The 15,913-nt window shown below is 73.6% G+C and carries 13 protein-coding genes; 9 read left to right on the top strand and 4 right to left on the bottom strand.

All coding sequences use genetic code 11. The features are described from left to right. Positions 1-18 precede the first annotated feature (18 nt). Together HD597_RS15140 and HD597_RS15145 are read right to left on the bottom strand one after the other, a co-directional pair. Complete coding sequence (locus HD597_RS15140; protein WP_253742821.1) at positions 19-933, bottom strand: citryl-CoA lyase; 915 nt, start codon at positions 931-933, stop codon at positions 19-21. After that, the gene (locus HD597_RS15145; protein WP_253742825.1) at positions 926-2,077 is read right to left on the bottom strand and encodes a CaiB/BaiF CoA transferase family protein; all 1,152 of its coding nucleotides are present in this window, start codon (positions 2,075-2,077) and stop codon (positions 926-928) included. The genes HD597_RS15140 and HD597_RS15145 overlap by 8 nt, the downstream gene beginning before the upstream one ends. Positions 2,078-2,234: 157 nt before the next feature. On the opposite strand from HD597_RS15145, the gene HD597_RS15150 reads away from it, so the two are divergent. Together HD597_RS15150 and HD597_RS15155 are read left to right on the top strand one after the other, a co-directional pair. Continuing rightward, on the top strand, positions 2,235-3,668 hold the full coding sequence (locus HD597_RS15150; RefSeq protein WP_253742826.1) for an amidohydrolase family protein: 1,434 nt from the start codon (positions 2,235-2,237) through the stop codon (positions 3,666-3,668). Positions 3,669-3,717: 49 nt separating this feature from the next. Beyond that, positions 3,718-4,518: an IclR family transcriptional regulator domain-containing protein gene (locus tag HD597_RS15155; RefSeq protein WP_253742827.1), complete on the top strand. Its 801-nt coding sequence runs from the start codon at positions 3,718-3,720 to the stop codon at positions 4,516-4,518. 75 nt (positions 4,519-4,593) lie between these two features. On the opposite strand, the gene HD597_RS15160 is transcribed toward HD597_RS15155, so the two are convergent. Beyond that, entirely contained in the window at positions 4,594-5,061 is a 468-nt protein-coding gene (locus HD597_RS15160; RefSeq protein ID WP_253742828.1) for an RNA polymerase sigma factor, read from the bottom strand. Between the two features lie 132 nt (positions 5,062-5,193). On the opposite strand from HD597_RS15160, the gene HD597_RS15165 reads away from it, so the two are divergent. From HD597_RS15165 to HD597_RS15180, 4 genes are read left to right on the top strand one after another with little or no spacing between them, the layout of a single operon-like run. After that, a complete protein-coding gene (locus tag HD597_RS15165) occupies positions 5,194-6,252 on the top strand; it encodes an alpha/beta fold hydrolase (RefSeq protein WP_253742829.1) in 1,059 nt (352 codons plus the stop codon). Between the two features lie 49 nt (positions 6,253-6,301). After that, positions 6,302-8,332 carry a M14 family zinc carboxypeptidase gene (locus HD597_RS15170; protein WP_253742830.1) on the top strand — a complete coding sequence of 677 codons (2,031 nt, stop codon included), beginning with the start codon at positions 6,302-6,304 and terminating at the stop codon, positions 8,330-8,332. Then, positions 8,332-10,875, top strand: coding sequence for a M14 family zinc carboxypeptidase (locus HD597_RS15175; RefSeq protein ID WP_253742831.1), 2,544 nt, complete (start codon positions 8,332-8,334; stop codon positions 10,873-10,875). The genes HD597_RS15170 and HD597_RS15175 overlap by 1 nt, the downstream gene beginning before the upstream one ends. Before the next feature lie 59 nt (positions 10,876-10,934). Next, on the top strand, positions 10,935-11,438 hold the full coding sequence (locus tag HD597_RS15180) for a GNAT family N-acetyltransferase (RefSeq protein ID WP_253742832.1): 504 nt from the start codon (positions 10,935-10,937) through the stop codon (positions 11,436-11,438). Here the strand turns inward: HD597_RS15180 and fusA are convergent. Further along, complete coding sequence (gene fusA / locus HD597_RS15185; RefSeq protein WP_253742835.1) at positions 11,435-13,444, bottom strand: elongation factor G; 2,010 nt, start codon at positions 13,442-13,444, stop codon at positions 11,435-11,437. The two genes, HD597_RS15180 and fusA, sit on opposite strands and share 4 nt — an antisense overlap. Before the next feature lie 395 nt (positions 13,445-13,839). On the opposite strand from fusA, the gene HD597_RS15190 reads away from it, so the two are divergent. The 3 genes from HD597_RS15190 to HD597_RS15200 all read left to right on the top strand — a co-directional run bounded on the left by HD597_RS15190 (position 13,840) and on the right by HD597_RS15200 (position 15,814). Continuing rightward, the gene (locus HD597_RS15190; protein WP_253742836.1) at positions 13,840-14,556 is read left to right on the top strand and encodes a GNAT family N-acetyltransferase; all 717 of its coding nucleotides are present in this window, start codon (positions 13,840-13,842) and stop codon (positions 14,554-14,556) included. Continuing rightward, entirely contained in the window at positions 14,553-15,413 is an 861-nt protein-coding gene (locus HD597_RS15195; protein ID WP_253742837.1) for a lysophospholipid acyltransferase family protein, read from the top strand. Before HD597_RS15190 ends, HD597_RS15195 begins: the two co-directional genes overlap by 4 nt. Before the next feature lie 131 nt (positions 15,414-15,544). After that, a complete protein-coding gene (locus HD597_RS15200) occupies positions 15,545-15,814 on the top strand; it encodes a WGxxGxxG family protein (RefSeq protein WP_253742838.1) in 270 nt (89 codons plus the stop codon). The last annotated feature ends 99 nt before the right edge of the window (positions 15,815-15,913 follow it).

Below are 15,913 nucleotides of genomic sequence, written 5' to 3' on the forward strand. Positions count from 1 at the left end.
GGACCTCCATCGACGAGCTCAGCCATGCGGGCCTCCATCGGGGTACGGCTCGGGCGGGACGGACCGGTTGTTCAGGTCCACGGACAGGAAGATCTCGTTGGCCACCGGGTGGCGTAGCTCCTCGGCGAGCTGCCCGATCAGCCCGGCGGTCCTGGCCAGCAGCGCGAACCCGCGCAGCAGCTCCAGCGGCAGCCCCAGATCGGCCAGCGCGGCCCCGCAGGCCCCGGCGCCGTTCAGCGGCAGCGTCCGGCCGAGCACCCGCGGATGCACCCGCCCGATGGCTTCGAACAGCGACAGGTGCGGCCCGAACAGCCCCTCCTCGGCCGCGATCTCGAACAGCCGGGGCGTGCGCGGGTCGCCGTCCTTGTGCACGTGGTGGCCGAGCCCGGGGACGAGCCGCCCGGACTCGCGCCGGGCCCGGACGGTCTCCAGGGCGAGCGCGTCCCAGCCGGGCTCGTCGCACGGGAGCGGGTCGCGGCCGGCGATCGTCTCGTGCAGGAACCGGCCGCAGTCCTCGGTGACGCCGAGGAAGCGGGAGCCGCCGCCGAGCAGCCCGGCCGCCAGGGCTCCCTGGACGGAGTCGGGCGCCGACAGGTACGTCAGCCGCGTCACGATCGCGGTGGGCGTGAACCCGTGATCGGCCAGCGCGGCGAGCACGGCCTCGAACACCCGCACCTCGCCGGGGGCGGGGCGGCGCTGCGTGGCCAGCCAGAACGCCAGCTCGCCGAAGCCCACCTCGCCCATCACGTCCGCGGCCAGATCCTGCCCGAGCAGCGTGATCTCCTTACGTGAGGACGCCCCGAGCGCGGTCGGGTACCCGGACGCCCGCCGACCCGCCAGGTCGTCGCGCTCCCGCCCGCGCGCCACGTTCTCGTGCTCCCGCCCGCCCGCCAGGTCGTCGCGTTCCCGCCCGCCGGCCACGTCCTCAGGCATGCGACCCGCCCTCCAGCCACTTGCGCAGCTCGGCGCCGTGCTCGTCCAGCTCGGGCGGCGGCAGCGCGTACCCGGCGGGCGTCTCGGAGAAGCGGATCGGGTGCCGCGTCGTCGGCACCGCCCGCTCGCCCTCGCCCACCACCACGACCGGCTCCAGCTCGAACCGCTCCGCCACCGCGAACCCGCCGTCGATGGTGTTGATCGGCCCGCTCGGCACCCCGGCCTCCACCAGCAGGGCGAACCACTCGTCCGCCGGCCGGGTGACGAGCCGCTCGACGAGGAGCGGCCGCAGCTCCTCGCGCCGTGCCGTACGGTCGGCGTTGCGCGCGAACCGCGGGTCGTCGGCCACCTCGGGGATCCCGAGCACCTCGCACAACTTCCTGAACTGCCCGTCGTTGGCCGCGGCCACGATCAGGTCGTGGTCGGCGGTGGGCAGCGGCTCGTACGGGAAGACGCTCGGATGCGCGTTGCCCATCCTGAACGGCACCACGTCCCCCGCCACGTACGCGGAGCTCTGGTTGACCAGCCCCGTCAGCGCGGACGACATCAGGTTCACCTCGACGTGCTGCCCCCGCCCGGTCGTGTCGCGGTGCCGCAGGGCGGCCAGCACGCCGATGACGGCGTGGTTGCCCGCCATCACGTCGAACACCGAGATCCCGGCCCGGTACGGCGGCCCGTCCGGCTCGCCGGTCAGGCTCATCAGCCCGGACATGGCCTGCACCATCAGGTCGTAACCCGGCACCCGCGCCCCGGCCCCCGACCCGAACCCGCTGATCGACGCGTACACCACGCCCGGGTTGCCGGTGGAGACGGCCGCGTAGTCGAGCCCGTACTTCGCCAGCCCGCCCGGCCGGAAGTTCTCCACCAGCACGTCGGCCCGCCGCGCCAGCTCCCTGGCCAGCCGCGCGTCGCCCTCCTCGCGCAGGTCCAGCGCGATCGACCGCTTGCCCCGGTTGACCCCGAGGTAGTACGTGGACACCTCGCCCCGCGCGGGCGGTGTCCACGTCCGCGTGTCGTCGCCCCGCGGCCCCTCCACCTTGACGACGTCGGCGCCCAGGTCGGCCAGCAACATCGTCGCGTACGGCCCGGCCAGGATCCGGGAGAAGTCGGCCACCAGCACGCCGGACAAAGGCCCGTCAGTCATCCAGCTCCACCTCGCGTCCGCGTAACGGACGAATGTCCGCCCAAGTGATCACAGCACGCGCCGCCGCCATCGTCAACCGTCTTGACAGCACATCACCGGCTCATCACAGTGGCGGTGACCGTACAGCGGACATTCGTTCGCAAGCGAGGAGCGTGCCATGAACGACTTCCAGGCCGGACGCCCCCTGGTGCTGCGCGGCGGCACCGTGCTGCCCATGGACGGCCGCCGCGTGCTGCCCGACACGGACGTCCTGGTCACCGGCGACACGATCGCCGCCGTCGGCCCCGGCCTGGAGGCACCCGAGGGCGCCGCCGAGATCGACGCCTCCGGCGGCATCGTCATGCCCGGCATGATCGACACGCACCGCCACATGTGGCAGACCGCGCTGCGCGGCTACGGCGCCGACTGGACGCTCACCCAGTACTTCGTCTGGTTCTACCTGGAGTACGGCAAGCTGTTCCGGCCCGAGGACGTGCACGCCGGCAACACGCTGGCCGCCATCGAGGCCATCGACGCCGGCGTCACCACCGTCGTCGACTGGTCGCACGGCCTGCGCACCCCCGACCACGCCGACGCCGCCGCCGACGCGCTGCGGTCGGTGCCGGGCCGGTACGTGCTCGCGTACGGCAACATCCAGCAGCCGCCCGCCGAGTGGGCGACCGCGCCGGAGTTCCGCGACTTCGTGCGCAGGAGGATCACCGGTGACGGCATGCTCGGCTTCCAGATGGCCTTCGACGTGCTCGGCGACCCGTCGTTCCCCGAGCAGCCCGCCTTCGAGGTCGCCCGCGACCTCGGCGTGACCGTCACCACGCACGCCGGCGTGTGGGGCGCCACCGGCGACGACGGCATCCGGCTGATGTACGAGCACGGCTTCATGGCCCCCGGCACCATCTACGTGCACGCCGCCTCGCTGTCGGCCGACTCCTACCACCGCATCGCGGCCACCGGAGGCTCCGTCTCGGTCTCCACGGAGAGCGAGCAGAGCGCGGGCCAGGGCTACCCGCCCACCTGGGCCATCCGCTCCCACGGCATCCCGGTCTCGCTGTCCATGGACACCAGCGTGTGGTGGAGCGGGGACCTGTTCTCCGCCATGCGCGCCACGCTCGGCGCCGACCGCTCCCGCGAGCACCTGGAGGCGCATGCCAAGAGCGAGACGGTCACGCACTGCGCGCTGCGCGCCGACCAGGTCGTGGACTGGGCCACCAGGGGCGGCGCCGCCGCCATCGGCCGCGACGACCTCGGCACCGTCGCACCCGGCCAGAAGGCGGATCTCGTGCTTATCAAGAACGACGGCTCGCCCGTGTCGTTCCCGCTGCTCAACCCGTTCGGGCACGTCGCGTTCCAGGCGCAGCGCGGCGACGTGCACACCGTGCTCGTGAACGGGCGGGTCGTCAAGCACGAGCACCGGCTGGTCGGGATCGACCTGGCCGCCGCGCGGGCCGGGGCCGAGCGCACGATCGACCACCTCAAGGGGGAGATGGGGGAGGAGGCCTGGGAGAAGGGCATGAACCCCGACATCCCCACCACCAAGGTCCTGGACAACCCGTACACCTACACCGACTACCGCAGCGACTCCACCCACCGCCTGTAGGAGACCCTAAAGTCGGATCAAGCAGATCCAGAAGCGAGCGAGGGCGTACATGGCACGTGGTGAGACCGGACCTGACTTCATCGAGGCGCTGGCACGCGGCCTCGACGTCATCAGGGCATTCCAGCCGGGCCGCCCGGTCATGTCGCTGACCGAGGTGGCCACGGCCGCCGGCCTGGCCCGGCCGACGGCCCGGCGCATCCTGCTCACCCTCCAGGAGCTGGGTTACGCCCGGCCGGAGCGGGGCGGGTTCGCGCTCACGCCGAGGGTGCTGGAGCTGGGCGTGTCGTACGTGCGCTCGATGGGCCTGTGGGAGGTGGCCCGCCCGCACCTGGAGCGGCTGGTCACGCAGACCCGCGAGTCGTCCTCGATCGCCCAGCTCGACGGCTCCGACATCGTGTACGTGGCCAGGGTCTCCGTCCCGAAGATCGTCGCCCTGTCGGTGCAGATCGGCATCCGCTTCCCGGCACTGCAGACGTCCCTGGGCAAGGTGCTGCTGGCCGCGCTGCCGCCGGCCGAGGTGGAGCGGGTGTTGTCGGAGCCGAGCCGCTCCGGCATCGAGCCGCGCTGGCGGCCGGACGCCAAGGAGCGCGAGGCGGCGCTGCGCACGGTGCGGGCCAAGGGCTGGGCGGTGACCGACGAGCAGCTCGCCCTGGGCATCCGGTCGGTCGCGGCCCCGCTGCGCGACGGGCTCGGCAACGTCATCGCGGCGGTGAACGTCAACGCGCACGCCGCCGAGACCTCCATCGACCAGCTCACCGAGGAGCACCTGCCGCTGCTGCTGAAGACGGCGAGCGCCATCAGCGCCGACTGGGCGGCCTACGACGCGGTGCCGCACGTCACCGCGTCGTGACCGCCGCTCCGGCGAACGCGCCGTCTTACCCGGGGCGCTCGGCCGGCATGTCCGCCGGTCCGGCAGAGCGCCGTCTCAAACGCCGGGACGGTCGGCCAGCGTGAGGCCGGCCGAGACACGATCGCTGACCCCCGCCTCCAGGGTCAGGCCGGAGCCCTTCACCATGAACTCCAGCACCGCGACCTGCCCGGGCGCCACCTGATCGTGCCGTCCGGACTGTCGGCCACCGCCTGGGCCGGGCCTGTCCCGAGCAGGGCGGCCGCTCCGGCGGCGGCGACGGCTCCGCTCCCCGCGCCGCGCGGAACGGACCAGGTTGGTGGCGATGCCGAGCAGCCACGGCCGGAGCGAGCCACCCTCGGGCTCGATCTCGCGGCGGGAGTGCCACGCCTGCCCGAAGGTCGCCGCCGTCACGTCCCCGGCCATCGACCGGTCACCCGCCAGCCGGAAGGCGTGCGCGTAGATCTGCTGGGCGAACTCGTCGAACAGGGCCGAGAAGGCGGCGTGATCGCCATCTCGCAGGCGGGTGCGCGGCGAAGCGTCCACATCTCCAACTGTCCGGCAGGCGGCCCGGGGTCCCGGGCACCGGTGGCGGATTATGTCGGGATCGCATATGAATCGCACCCGATCAGGAGCTGAATCCGGGTCGCCCGGCGCCACGGCGCCAGGATCGATGCCATGCGCCTGATCCTCAACACCGTCATCAGCCTGGTCACCGCCGTCTCCCTCACGGCCGAGCCCCGCGACGAGGTGAAACGCTCGGACTTCCAGGTCACGAGCGACCCGGGCGTACGGATCGCCGTCCGCGAGGTGACGGCCCCGGGCGGCGGACGCGGCCGCCCGCCGGTCCTGCTGCTGCACGGCGCCCGTGTCCCGGGCGTGGCCAGCTTCGACCTGCCCGTCCCCGGCGGCTCGCTCGCCGAGGACCTGGCCCGCGCCGGACACCGCGTCTACGTCATGGACGCCCGCGGCTACGGCGCGTCCACCCGCCCGACGGCCCTGTCCCGGCCGCCCCAGGAGAGCCGGCCCGCCGTCCGCTCCGACGAGGTGGTCCGCGACATCGCCGCCGTGGTGGACCGGATCGCCCCGAAGGGCCGGGTCGCCCTGCTCGGCTGGGCGACCGGAGCCCACTGGCTGGGCCAGTACGCCGCCGCCCGGCCCGGCCGGGTCAGCCACCTCGTGCTCTACAACACCCTGTACGGCCCGGTCGACGGCCACCCCACCCTGGGCCGCGGCACCGACACCGAGGACCCGGCCCACCCGGGCCGCTTCAACGCCGCGCGCTACGGCGCCTACCGCCTGGCCACCGGCGACAGCCTTCTGCCGTCGTGGGACAGCAGCATCCCGGTCCAGGACAAGACGGCCTGGCGCGACCCGGCGGTGGCCGGCGCCTACGTCAGGGCGGCGCTGGCCTCCGACCCCACCAGCGGCACCCGTACGCCGCCCAGCCTCCGCGCCCCCTCCGGCGCCATGGAGGACAGCTTCTCCCTGGCCACGGGCCGCCAGCTCTGGGACGCCGGCACGATCACCGCCCGCACGCTCATCGTGCGCAGCGAGCGCGACTTCTGGAGCCGCCCCGAGGACGTGACGAGGCTGCGCGAGCACCTCGTGCACGCCCGCGAGGTGCGCAGCGTGGAGCTGCCGGAGGCGACGCACTACGTGCATCTCGACCGCGCCGAGCGCGGCAGGGAGCGTTTCGTCCGAGAGGTTGTGGATTTCCTGGGTCTTGCCCGTTGATGATTGTCGGCTTTCAATGAGCCCCAGAAGGGATCTTCCTGGAGGGCTCATGCACGGCTTACGGGCGTCCGCAGTCGTTCTGCTGACCGTCGTCACGACATTACTGGCACCTGCGCCATCGGTTCCGGCGGTCGCCGGACCCGCCGACCCGGAGCCGGTCTCCCTGGTCACGCTGTCCGTGCCGGACGCGGCCGCCATGGAGCGGCTGGTCGCCTCAGGCGCCGACCTCACCGAACGGGTGCGCCCGCAGGCGGACGGCAGCGTCCAGATCGACGCGGTGCTCACCCCGAGCCAGCTCGCCGCCCTGCCCGCGGGCGTGACGAGGGCCTCCGACGCCCCGCCGCGGGCCACCGCCAAGGCCACCACCACGCAGCAGGACCAGATCGTCGTCGAGCGGGCGGTCTGGTTCAAGTCCCGCGACGGGTACTTCCTGTCCGTCGAGGCGAGCAGCAGCGCCGCCCAGGCCGCCACGCTCACCGTCACCTGGCAGGGGCGGCGCGGCACGACCGGCCAGGCCGAGATGATCGCGTACATGGACGCGGGCGCGTACCTGGGGCACCAGTTCAGCACCCCCGTCCCGGCCGGCGACCGCCCGCAGCGGATCACCGTCACCTCCACCGGCGGCGGCAGGGCCGAGGCCCGCGTCGGCGAGTGGCCCGACGGCGAGCGGCCCGACCACGACAGCCGCGGCTACCAGAAGGACTTCATCACCCAGTACATGCCGCCGGCCCAGCTCAACGAGCGCATCAAGGCGCTGCACCGGCAGTTCCCCAAGCTCACCGACCTGATCGCGCTGCCGCACAGGACGAACGGCTACCGCAGGCACGCCCAGGCGCTGATCGGCACGCCGCCCGGCGCCGCCGTGGTCGTCACCTCCACCGCGTACGGCTCCGAGGGCGGCAACGACCTGTCCGTCGAGCTGACCGCCCCCGGCGCGCCCGCCCGCCCGCTGCAGGTCACCGTCAACGGCAAGCTCATCACCGTCAGCCTGGCCACCGACGCCTCCGGCACGCCGGTCAGCACCGCCGCCCAGGTCGTCGCGGCCGTCAACGCCGTGCCCGGCATCCCCGTCAGGGCCGCCCTCTACCGCACCGACCCGGGGGCGGGAGTCATGGCGCCCGCGCCGCCGGCGCAGCTCGACGACTTCCTCAACGCCCCGTCCGGCGTCTCCCGCGCGCCCGCGACGGTGCTCGCGCTGCGCATCGGCGAGCGCCGCGACGGCTCGCGCACCGGCGTGCTCGCCTACTCGCAGGAGCACGCCAGGGAATGGGTGACGCCGCTGGTCACGATCGAGGCGGCCGAGCGGCTGCTGCGCAACTACGCCCGCGACAGGGCCACGCGCCGGCTGCTGGAGCGCACCGACATCTTCATCGTGCCGACCGTCAACCCCGACGGCGCGAACTACAGCTTCTACGACTTCAACTCCCAGCGTAAGAACATGACGAACCACTGCCCGCCGCAGCAGTCCGACCCGGCGCTGCGCAACACCTGGGGCGTGGACGTCAACCGCAACTACGCCGCCGGCTCGCTGTTCGACGGCTACTTCGGCGCCTCGGCCAACTGCCAGAGCGGCACGTACGCCGGGCCCGGCGAGCACTCCGAGCCCGAGAGCCGCAACGTCATCTGGCTGGCGCAGAAGTACCGCAACATCAAGTTCGCCATGAACGTGCACAGCTACGGCGGCTTCTTCATGTGGCCTCCCGGCGCGTACAAGCTCGACGGCCGCGTCACCCTGCCCAGGCCCTCGCAGCAGGACCTGGCGTACTTCCTGCGCTCGGCCCGCACCATCGAGGAGGCCATCGCCGCCGAGCGGGGCACCGTCATCTGGCCGCAGCAGACCGGGCCGGTGACGGACGTGCTGTACTCGGCCGCCGGCAACTCCGCCGACGAGCTCTGGTACGACTTCGGCATCTACGGCTGGGACTTCGAGGTCGGCGCCGACCTGTGGAACCCGGCGACCCGCGCCTGGGAGGGCGTGGGCTTCCAGCCCCCGTTCGAGGAGGGCCACGCGGAGGCGATGGAGTTCGCCTCGGGGCTCATCTCGCTCATCGGGATCGCCGCCGACTACAGGGAGCGTTGATGCGCCGTCTCCTGGCCGTGACCGTCGCGGCCGCACTCCTCGCCGTCCCCGCACCGGCCGCCCTGGCAGACCCGGCGCCGCCCGTGAGGGACTTCGGCAACGGCCCCGAGCGCAACGAGGTCGCGGCCGGCGTGCCCGAGCAGGCCGCCACCCTCGACGCCAGGGCCATGCCCGAGGCACAGCCGTACGGGCACTCGCGCGAGCGCGGCTACCCGCGCCGGACGAGGCTCCCGCTGCCGCCGGAGAACCCGGCCGACTCCTCGATCAAGCTGGGCCTGGTGCCGTACCACGGCATCGCGCCCAGACTGAACGAGCTGCAGCGGCGCAGCGACCGGGTGAGCGTGGAGATCATCGGCAGCTCGTACCAGGGCCGCGACCTCTACCTCGTCACCGTCACCGAGCCGGAGAGCGCCGCCAGGGCGCGCGAGCAGGAGCACATCCGCGAGCGCATCGAGAACGACCCGGCCGCCGCCGCCCGCGACCGCGGGCTGGCCGCCCGGTACAAGGCGCCGATCTTCATCAACGCCAACATCCACGGCAACGAGTGGGAGGGCACCGACGCCTCCCTGCGCACCATCGAGCAGCTCGCCACCAGCAAGGACCCGGCGGTCGCGAGCCTGCTGGCCCGCAACCGCCTGTACTTCAACGTCACCGCCAACCCCGACGGCCGCGTCAACGGCGTGCGCCAGAACGGCGCCGGCTTCGACCTGAACCGCGACTTCGTCACCGCCTCCCAGCCGGAGGCGCGCGCGATGCGCCAGGCGATCATGGACACCCAGCCGGTCGCCCTGGTCGACCTGCACGGCTACGTCAACGGCACGCTCATCGAGCCGACCACGCCGCCGCACGGCGCCAACTACGAGTACGACCTGTTCATCACCAACACCTACGCCAACGGCCTCGGCATGGAGACCGCCGTCAACGCGCTCGGCTACACCCCGGACGAGGACGGCGTGGAGCCGGCACAGATCCCGTTCCGCGACTCCACGGACGGCTGGGACGACTGGCCGCCCATCTTCACCCCGCAGTACGCGCCGTTCCACGGCACGGTCGCCGCGCACACCGTGGAGATCCCCCTCGACGTCAACGAGCCCGCCTACAGCAACGAGCCGGTCGAGGAGCTGCGCCGCCGCTCGGCCATCAACACCGACGTGGCCGCCGCGGCGGTGCGCGCCACCTACGGCTTCGTGCACGCGCGGCACGACAAGCTGATCGCCGACCAGATCGAGGTGTTCCGGCGCGGCGCGGCGGGCGAGCCGGCGAAGGAGGTGCCGCTCGGCATCGTGCCCGGGTTCGGGCCCGAGGACGTCTACACCACCACGTTCCCGCGCGCGTACGTCATCCCGGCCGGTTCCGGCCAGCGCTCGGCCACGGCCGCCGCGCGCCTGGTGGACCACCTGATCGCCAACGACGTCCGCGTCGAGCGGGCGAGGTCGGCGTTCCGCTCGGGCGGCAGGACGTACCCGGCCGGCTCGTACGTCGTGGACATGCGGCAGCCGAAGCGCGGCCTGGCCAACGTCATGCTGGAGCCGGGTGCGGACATCTCGCCCAGGGTCGGCGCCATGTACGACATCTCCGGCTGGAGCCACGCGCTGCTGTGGGGCGCCACGGTCGAGCCGGTCGAGTCGCTGCGCGCGCGTACCGAGCAGGTCAGGGCCGCCGCCCCGACAGGCTCCGTCCCGCGCACCCCCGGCGCGCTCGCGCTGGAGGTCCGCGACGGCAAGGAGGTCAGGGCGCTCAACGACCTGCTCGCCCAGGGCGTCGCGGTGACCTGGGCCGACGGCACGGCGATCGTCCCCGCCCAGGCCAGGCAGGCGGCCAGGACGGTGGCCGACCGCTACGGCGTCGCCTTCACCCCCGCGGGCACGGCCACCGGCACCCCGCTCGCCCAGGTGCGCGTCGCCGCCGCCGCGTCCGCAGACGAGCTGTTCACGCTGCGGGAGCTCGGCTTCTCCGTCACGCCCGTCTCCACCGCGGTGCTGAACGCGGGCTACGACTGGAGCGCCACGGACGTCCTGTACGTTTCCAGCGGCCTCAGCCACGCGGCACTCAACCCGGCGGCCAGGACCGCGCTCGACGCGTTCCTCGCCACCGGCGGCGTCATCACCCGGGGCCGCACGGGTGCCGCCTTCAACACCGCCGCGGGCCTGCTGACCGCCACCACGGTGACCGGCAACCCGGACGGCAACGGCGTGGTCCGGGTCGTGTCCGCCGGCAGCGGCCTGCCCGGGCACTCGTTCGTGTACACGCCGCTCTGGTTCACCGGCCTGGGGCCCGAGGTCACGGTCGAGCAGTCGTACGCGGCGGACGGCCCGCTGGTCGCCGGTCACTGGCGGCCCAGGGAGGACGGCTCGGGAGGCGGCCAGGAAGAGGCCAGAGGCCAGGCCGCCGTGGTCAGCGGCAGGGACGAGCGGGGCGCGGCCGTGGTGCTGTTCGGCACCGAGCCGATGTTCCGCAACCATCCCAAGGGCCAATTCGCGCAGGTGGCCGGGGCGTTGTACTGGTCGTCCTCGGTGACGGGAGCCGCCGTCACCACTCCATGATCGGGTCTGCTACGGTTTACCCTTCCGGCCGGGTTTGCTCCCGGCCGGACGATCTTTATATGACTTCTGCACATGTGACCGTGCGGCCGATGACGGCCGCCGACCATCCCACGGCCGAGCGCCTCTGGCTCATGTTCCGCCACGACATGGCCGACTTCCAGGGCGGCCTGCCCAGCCCCGACGGCACCTACCACAGCGACCGGCTGCGCTCGGCGCTGACGGACGACGACTGGGCGGCCTACCTGTTCACCAGCGGCGAGTCTCCGGTCGGCTTCGCGTTCGTGCGCGCGCTGTCCGGCCGGGCGCGCGTGCTGAACAGCTTCTTCGTCGTACGAGGCGCCCGCCGGTCCGGCATCGGGATGACCGTCGTGCGGGAGGTGATCGGGCGTCACCCCGGCTCCTGGAAGGTCGCCTTCCAGGACTCCAACACGACGGCCGTCGCGTTCTGGCGGCGGGTCGCCACGGAGCTGGCGGGCGCCGCGTGGACGGAGGAACGCCTGGCCGTGCCGAACCGGCCCGACGTCCCTCCTGACGTCTGGATCTCCTTCACCACCGCCGGTTAGGCGGGGGCGTACCCGGCGGGGCGCGTGGTGAACGTGCCCCGCCCCTGGGTACGGCTGCGCAGCCGGGTCGCGTACCCGAACACCTCGGCCAGCGGCACCACCGCGGTGATCACCACCGCGCCGGCCCGCGCCTCGGAGCCCGAGATGCGGCCCCGCCGCGCCGACAGGTCGCCCAGCACCGCGCCGGCCATTTCGTCCGGCACCGTCACGGTCACCTCCACCACCGGCTCCAGCAGCACCATCGCGCACTGCCGCAGCGCCTCGCGCAGCGCCAGCCGCCCGGCGGCGCGGAACGCCATCTCGGAGGAGTCCTTGACGTGCGTGGCCCCGTCGGTCAGCGTGACCCGCAGCCCGGTCACCGGGTGACCGCCGAGCGGCCCGTCGGACAGCGCGTCCCGGCAGCCGGCCTCGACCGCGCGCACGTACTCGCGCGGCACCCGGCCGCCGGTCACCGCCGAGGCGAAGGCGAAGCCCTCGTCCAGCGGCTCGACGTCGATCACCACGTGGGCGAACTGCCCGGCGCCGCCGTCCTGCTTGACGTGCCGGTACAGCAGCCCGGACACGCCGCGCCCGACCGTCTCCCTGAAGGCGACCTGCGGCCGCCCGACGCTCACCTCCAGCCGGTGGTCGCGCCGCAGCTTCTCCGCCGCCACCTCCAGATGCAGCTCGCCCATCCCGGACAGCACGGTCTGCCCCGTCTCGGCGTCGGCGCGCACGGCCAGCGAGGGATCCTCCTCGGCCAGCCGGGCCAGCGCCGCCGCCAGCCGGTCGCCGTCGCCGCTCCCGCGTGCCTCGACGGCCACGGACACCACCGGCTCGGTCGCGCCCGGCGGCTCCAGCAGCAGCGGGGCTCCGGGCGCGCACAGGGTCGTGCCCGCGCGGGCCGCCTTCGGGCCGACCACGGCCACGATGTCGCCGGCCACCGCCCGGTCCGCCTCGGCGTGCCGGTCGGCCTGCACCCGCAGGATCCGGCCGATCCGCTCGGTCCGGCCCGTGCCCGCGTCCAGCACCGCATCCCCCTTCCGCATCGTGCCCGAGTAGATCCGCAGGTACGTCAGCCGCCCGGTCGCCGTCGCGCTCACCTTGAACGCCAGCGCGGCCAGCGGCGCCGCCGGATCGGCCGGGCGGGCCTGCCCGTCCTGCCCGCGCACGGCGGGCACGTCCAGCGGCGAGGGCAGGTACCGGAGGACGGCGTCCAGCAGCGGCTCGATCCCGCGGTCCCGGTAGGCCGAGCCGCACAGCACCACCACGCCCGCGCCGCCGGCGGTCAGCTCGCGCAGCGCGGCCACCAGCGTCGCCTCGGAGAGCGACGGTTCGGCGCAGAACTCCTCCAGCGCCCCCGGATGCAGCTCGGCCACCGCCTCCTCAAGGAGCCGGCGGCGCCGCCGCGCCTCCTCCAGCAGGTGCTCCGGGACGGGCCCGGTCTCCATGACGCCGCCGTCCCAGACCAGCGCCCGCATGGCGAGCAGGTCGACCACGCCGGCGAAGCCGTCCTCGCGGCCGATCGGGAGCTGCACCACCAGCGGCGCCGGATGCAGCCTGCGGCGGATCGACTCCACCGCCGCGTCGAGGTCGGCGCCCGCCCGGTCCAGCTTGTTCACGAACGCGATGCGCGGAACCCCGTGCCGGTCGGCCCGCCGCCACACCGACTCGCTCTGCGGCTCCACGCCGGCCACGCCGTCGAACACCGCGATCGCGCCGTCGAGCACCCGCAGCGAACGCTCGACCTCGTCGGAGAAGTCGACATGGCCGGGGGTGTCGATCAGGTTGATCCGGTGCCCGTCCCACTCGCAGCTCACCGCGGCGGCGAAGATCGTGATGCCGCGGTCGCGCTCCTGGGGGTCGAAGTCGGTGACGGTCGTGCCGTCGTGCACCTCGCCGCGCTTGTAGGTGGCGCCGGTCAGGTACAACATCCGCTCGGTGACGGTGGTCTTGCCGGCGTCGACGTGGGCGAGGATGCCGAGGTTACGGACGGTCTGCAGGGGGTTGAAAACGTGAGCACGCACGGCCCATGACCCTTTCGGGGCTCATCTTGGACAGGACGGCGCGATTCGACGGCCCGCGAGACGGCCTCGGGCAGGGGCTCCGGACAGGGTCTCGTCAGGGTCTCGTCAGGGCAGCAACCAGTGGCGGCCGCGCAGCCGGCACCGGGCGCGCGAAGACACCAGGATCACCTCGTAACGCGACAGGGAGACGGCGGCAGCGGTGCTGTGGTCGCGCACGGCCGGCTCCCTTCCTTGATCACGTCATCGGCGTCAGGTGGTGAGTGTAGTGAGCCGGGTGACGCGGGGGAAACGATTTTTTTCTCTCGGTCGCCTGACTGCCCCCGGCGCGGAACGCGCACGTCATTTCGGCATGTCGACATAGGCGCGAGGACCCTTCAGGGAAGGACGCGCGCCCCATGACGATCTCTCTCGACACCGGTAGGTACACGGTCGGCATGGCCACCAGCGCCGCCGACCTGCAAGCGGCCCAGCGGCTGCGATACGAGGTCTTCGCCGGGGAGATGGGGGCGCGGCTCGACAGCCCGGTCTCCGGCCTCGACGCCGACCGCTTCGACGCCTACTGCGACCATCTCCTCGTCCGCGACGGCCACCAGGTCGTCGGGACCTACCGGCTGCTGCCTCCAGGCCGCGCCGAGCGGCTCTACTCCGACGCCGAGTTCGACCTCGCCCGCCTCGCTCCCCTCAGGAAGGGGCTGGTGGAGGCCGGGCGCACCTGCGTGCACCCCGACCACCGGGACGGCGCGGTGGTCGCCCTGATGTGGGCGGGCATCGCCCGCTACATGGTCTCCGGCGGGCACCAGTGGCTGGCGGGCTGCTGCTCGGTGCCGCTCGACGACGGGGGCGCGATGGCCGCCGCCGTGATGGAGCGGGTGCCGCTCGGCCCCGAGGAGCACCGGGTGCGGCCGCGCACGCCGTGGCGGCCCGGCCGGGTGGCGCCGCCCGACCGGTTCGTGCCGCCGCCGCTGCTGCGGGGCTACCTGCGGCTGGGGTCGTGGGTGTGCGGGGAGCCCGCGCACGACCGGGACTTCGGCACCGCCGACTTCTTCATGCTGCTGTCCATGGCCAACGTCAACGCCCGCTACCTGCGCCACTTCCTCGGCGAGCCCCTGTGAGCACCGTTCTGCCGCCACCCGCGGCGCAGCTCGACCCCTGGCGGCCCCAGGGGCCGTGCACGCCGGCGGCCTGCATCGGGGACGCGGCCTCCGCAGTGGGCAGCGTCCGGCGCGCCGGCCGCCTGGCGGCCGCGCTCGCCGTGGTGCTGGGCGGCGTGCCCGTGGCCATGATCGCCCGTGCGTTCAGGCAGTCGCGGCTCACGCGGCTGTGGGCGCGGCTGATGCTCGGCGCGCTCGGCATCCGCCTGGAGGCGCACGGAGCCGGCGTCGCCGCGGGGGTGGGCACGCTGGTCGTGGCCAACCACATCTCCTGGCTCGACCCGCTGGTCATCGCGGCCACGGTGCCGTCCAGGCCGCTGGCCAAGCGGGAGGTGGCCGGCTGGCCGGTCATCAGCACCCTGGTGGCGGGGGCCGGGGCGCTGTTCATCGACAGGGACCGGCTGACGGCGCTGCCGTCCGCGGTGGCGGGCGTGGCCGGCGCGCTCAGGGCGGGCGACACGGTCGTCGCCTTTCCCGAGGGGACCACGTGGTGCGGGCGGGGGATGGGCGGGTTCAGGCGCGCGGTGTTCCAGGCGGCGATCGACGCGGGAGCCGACGTCCGGCCGGCCACCCTGCGCTACCGCGAGGGGCGGGAGCCCTCCACCCGCGCCTGCTTCGTGGGCGACGACTCGCTGCTGGCCTCGCTGCTGCGGGTGGCCGCCACGCGCGACCTGGTCGTGGAGGTGCGGCTGCTGGCTCCCGTACGGCCCGCGCCCGGCGCCGCCGGCCCGCGGGCGAGAGCGGAGCTGGCCAGGATCGCCGAGGCCCGCGTACGTGCCGGCGTGCCGGCCCGCCACCTGCCGGGAGAAGGCGTTTGATGCGCCCCGGACGATGGTAGGGGGCTGTTAGCAGGGGATCTGGAGATCGCCCCGCTATCGGAAGCCTTCGTCGGAGAAGGCGTGATAGGCGGTCTCCGCGGTTGTAGAGACCGCCGGATCGGGGGAACCCAATGCGCAAGACCCTGACCGGGCTGGGCCTGGCGTTCTTCTTGACGCTAGCCCCGGCCGCCGCGGCAACGGCCGACACACCCGTCGAGCCGGTCGCACAGAGCCAGGTGACGCCCGCACCGCAGGACAACAACAGGGACGAAGGCGGCGGCAACGCCGGCCTGTGGGGCCTGCTGGGCCTGCTCGGCCTGCTGGGCATGGCCGGCATGCGCAAGCAGCGCAACCACGTCGGCACCGCGGAGCACATGCCGCACCGGAGCACGCGGCCGTAAGGGGGCCGGCCCCGGCCTCCCGCCGGGGTGGAACCTCACCAGGTGACACGGCTGCCGGCAGGTCGGCCGTGTCACCACATTGATCGACTCCCCATGTAA

Source organism: Nonomuraea thailandensis (assembly GCF_024172165.1).
Lineage (GTDB): Bacteria > Actinomycetota > Actinomycetes > Streptosporangiales > Streptosporangiaceae > Nonomuraea > Nonomuraea thailandensis.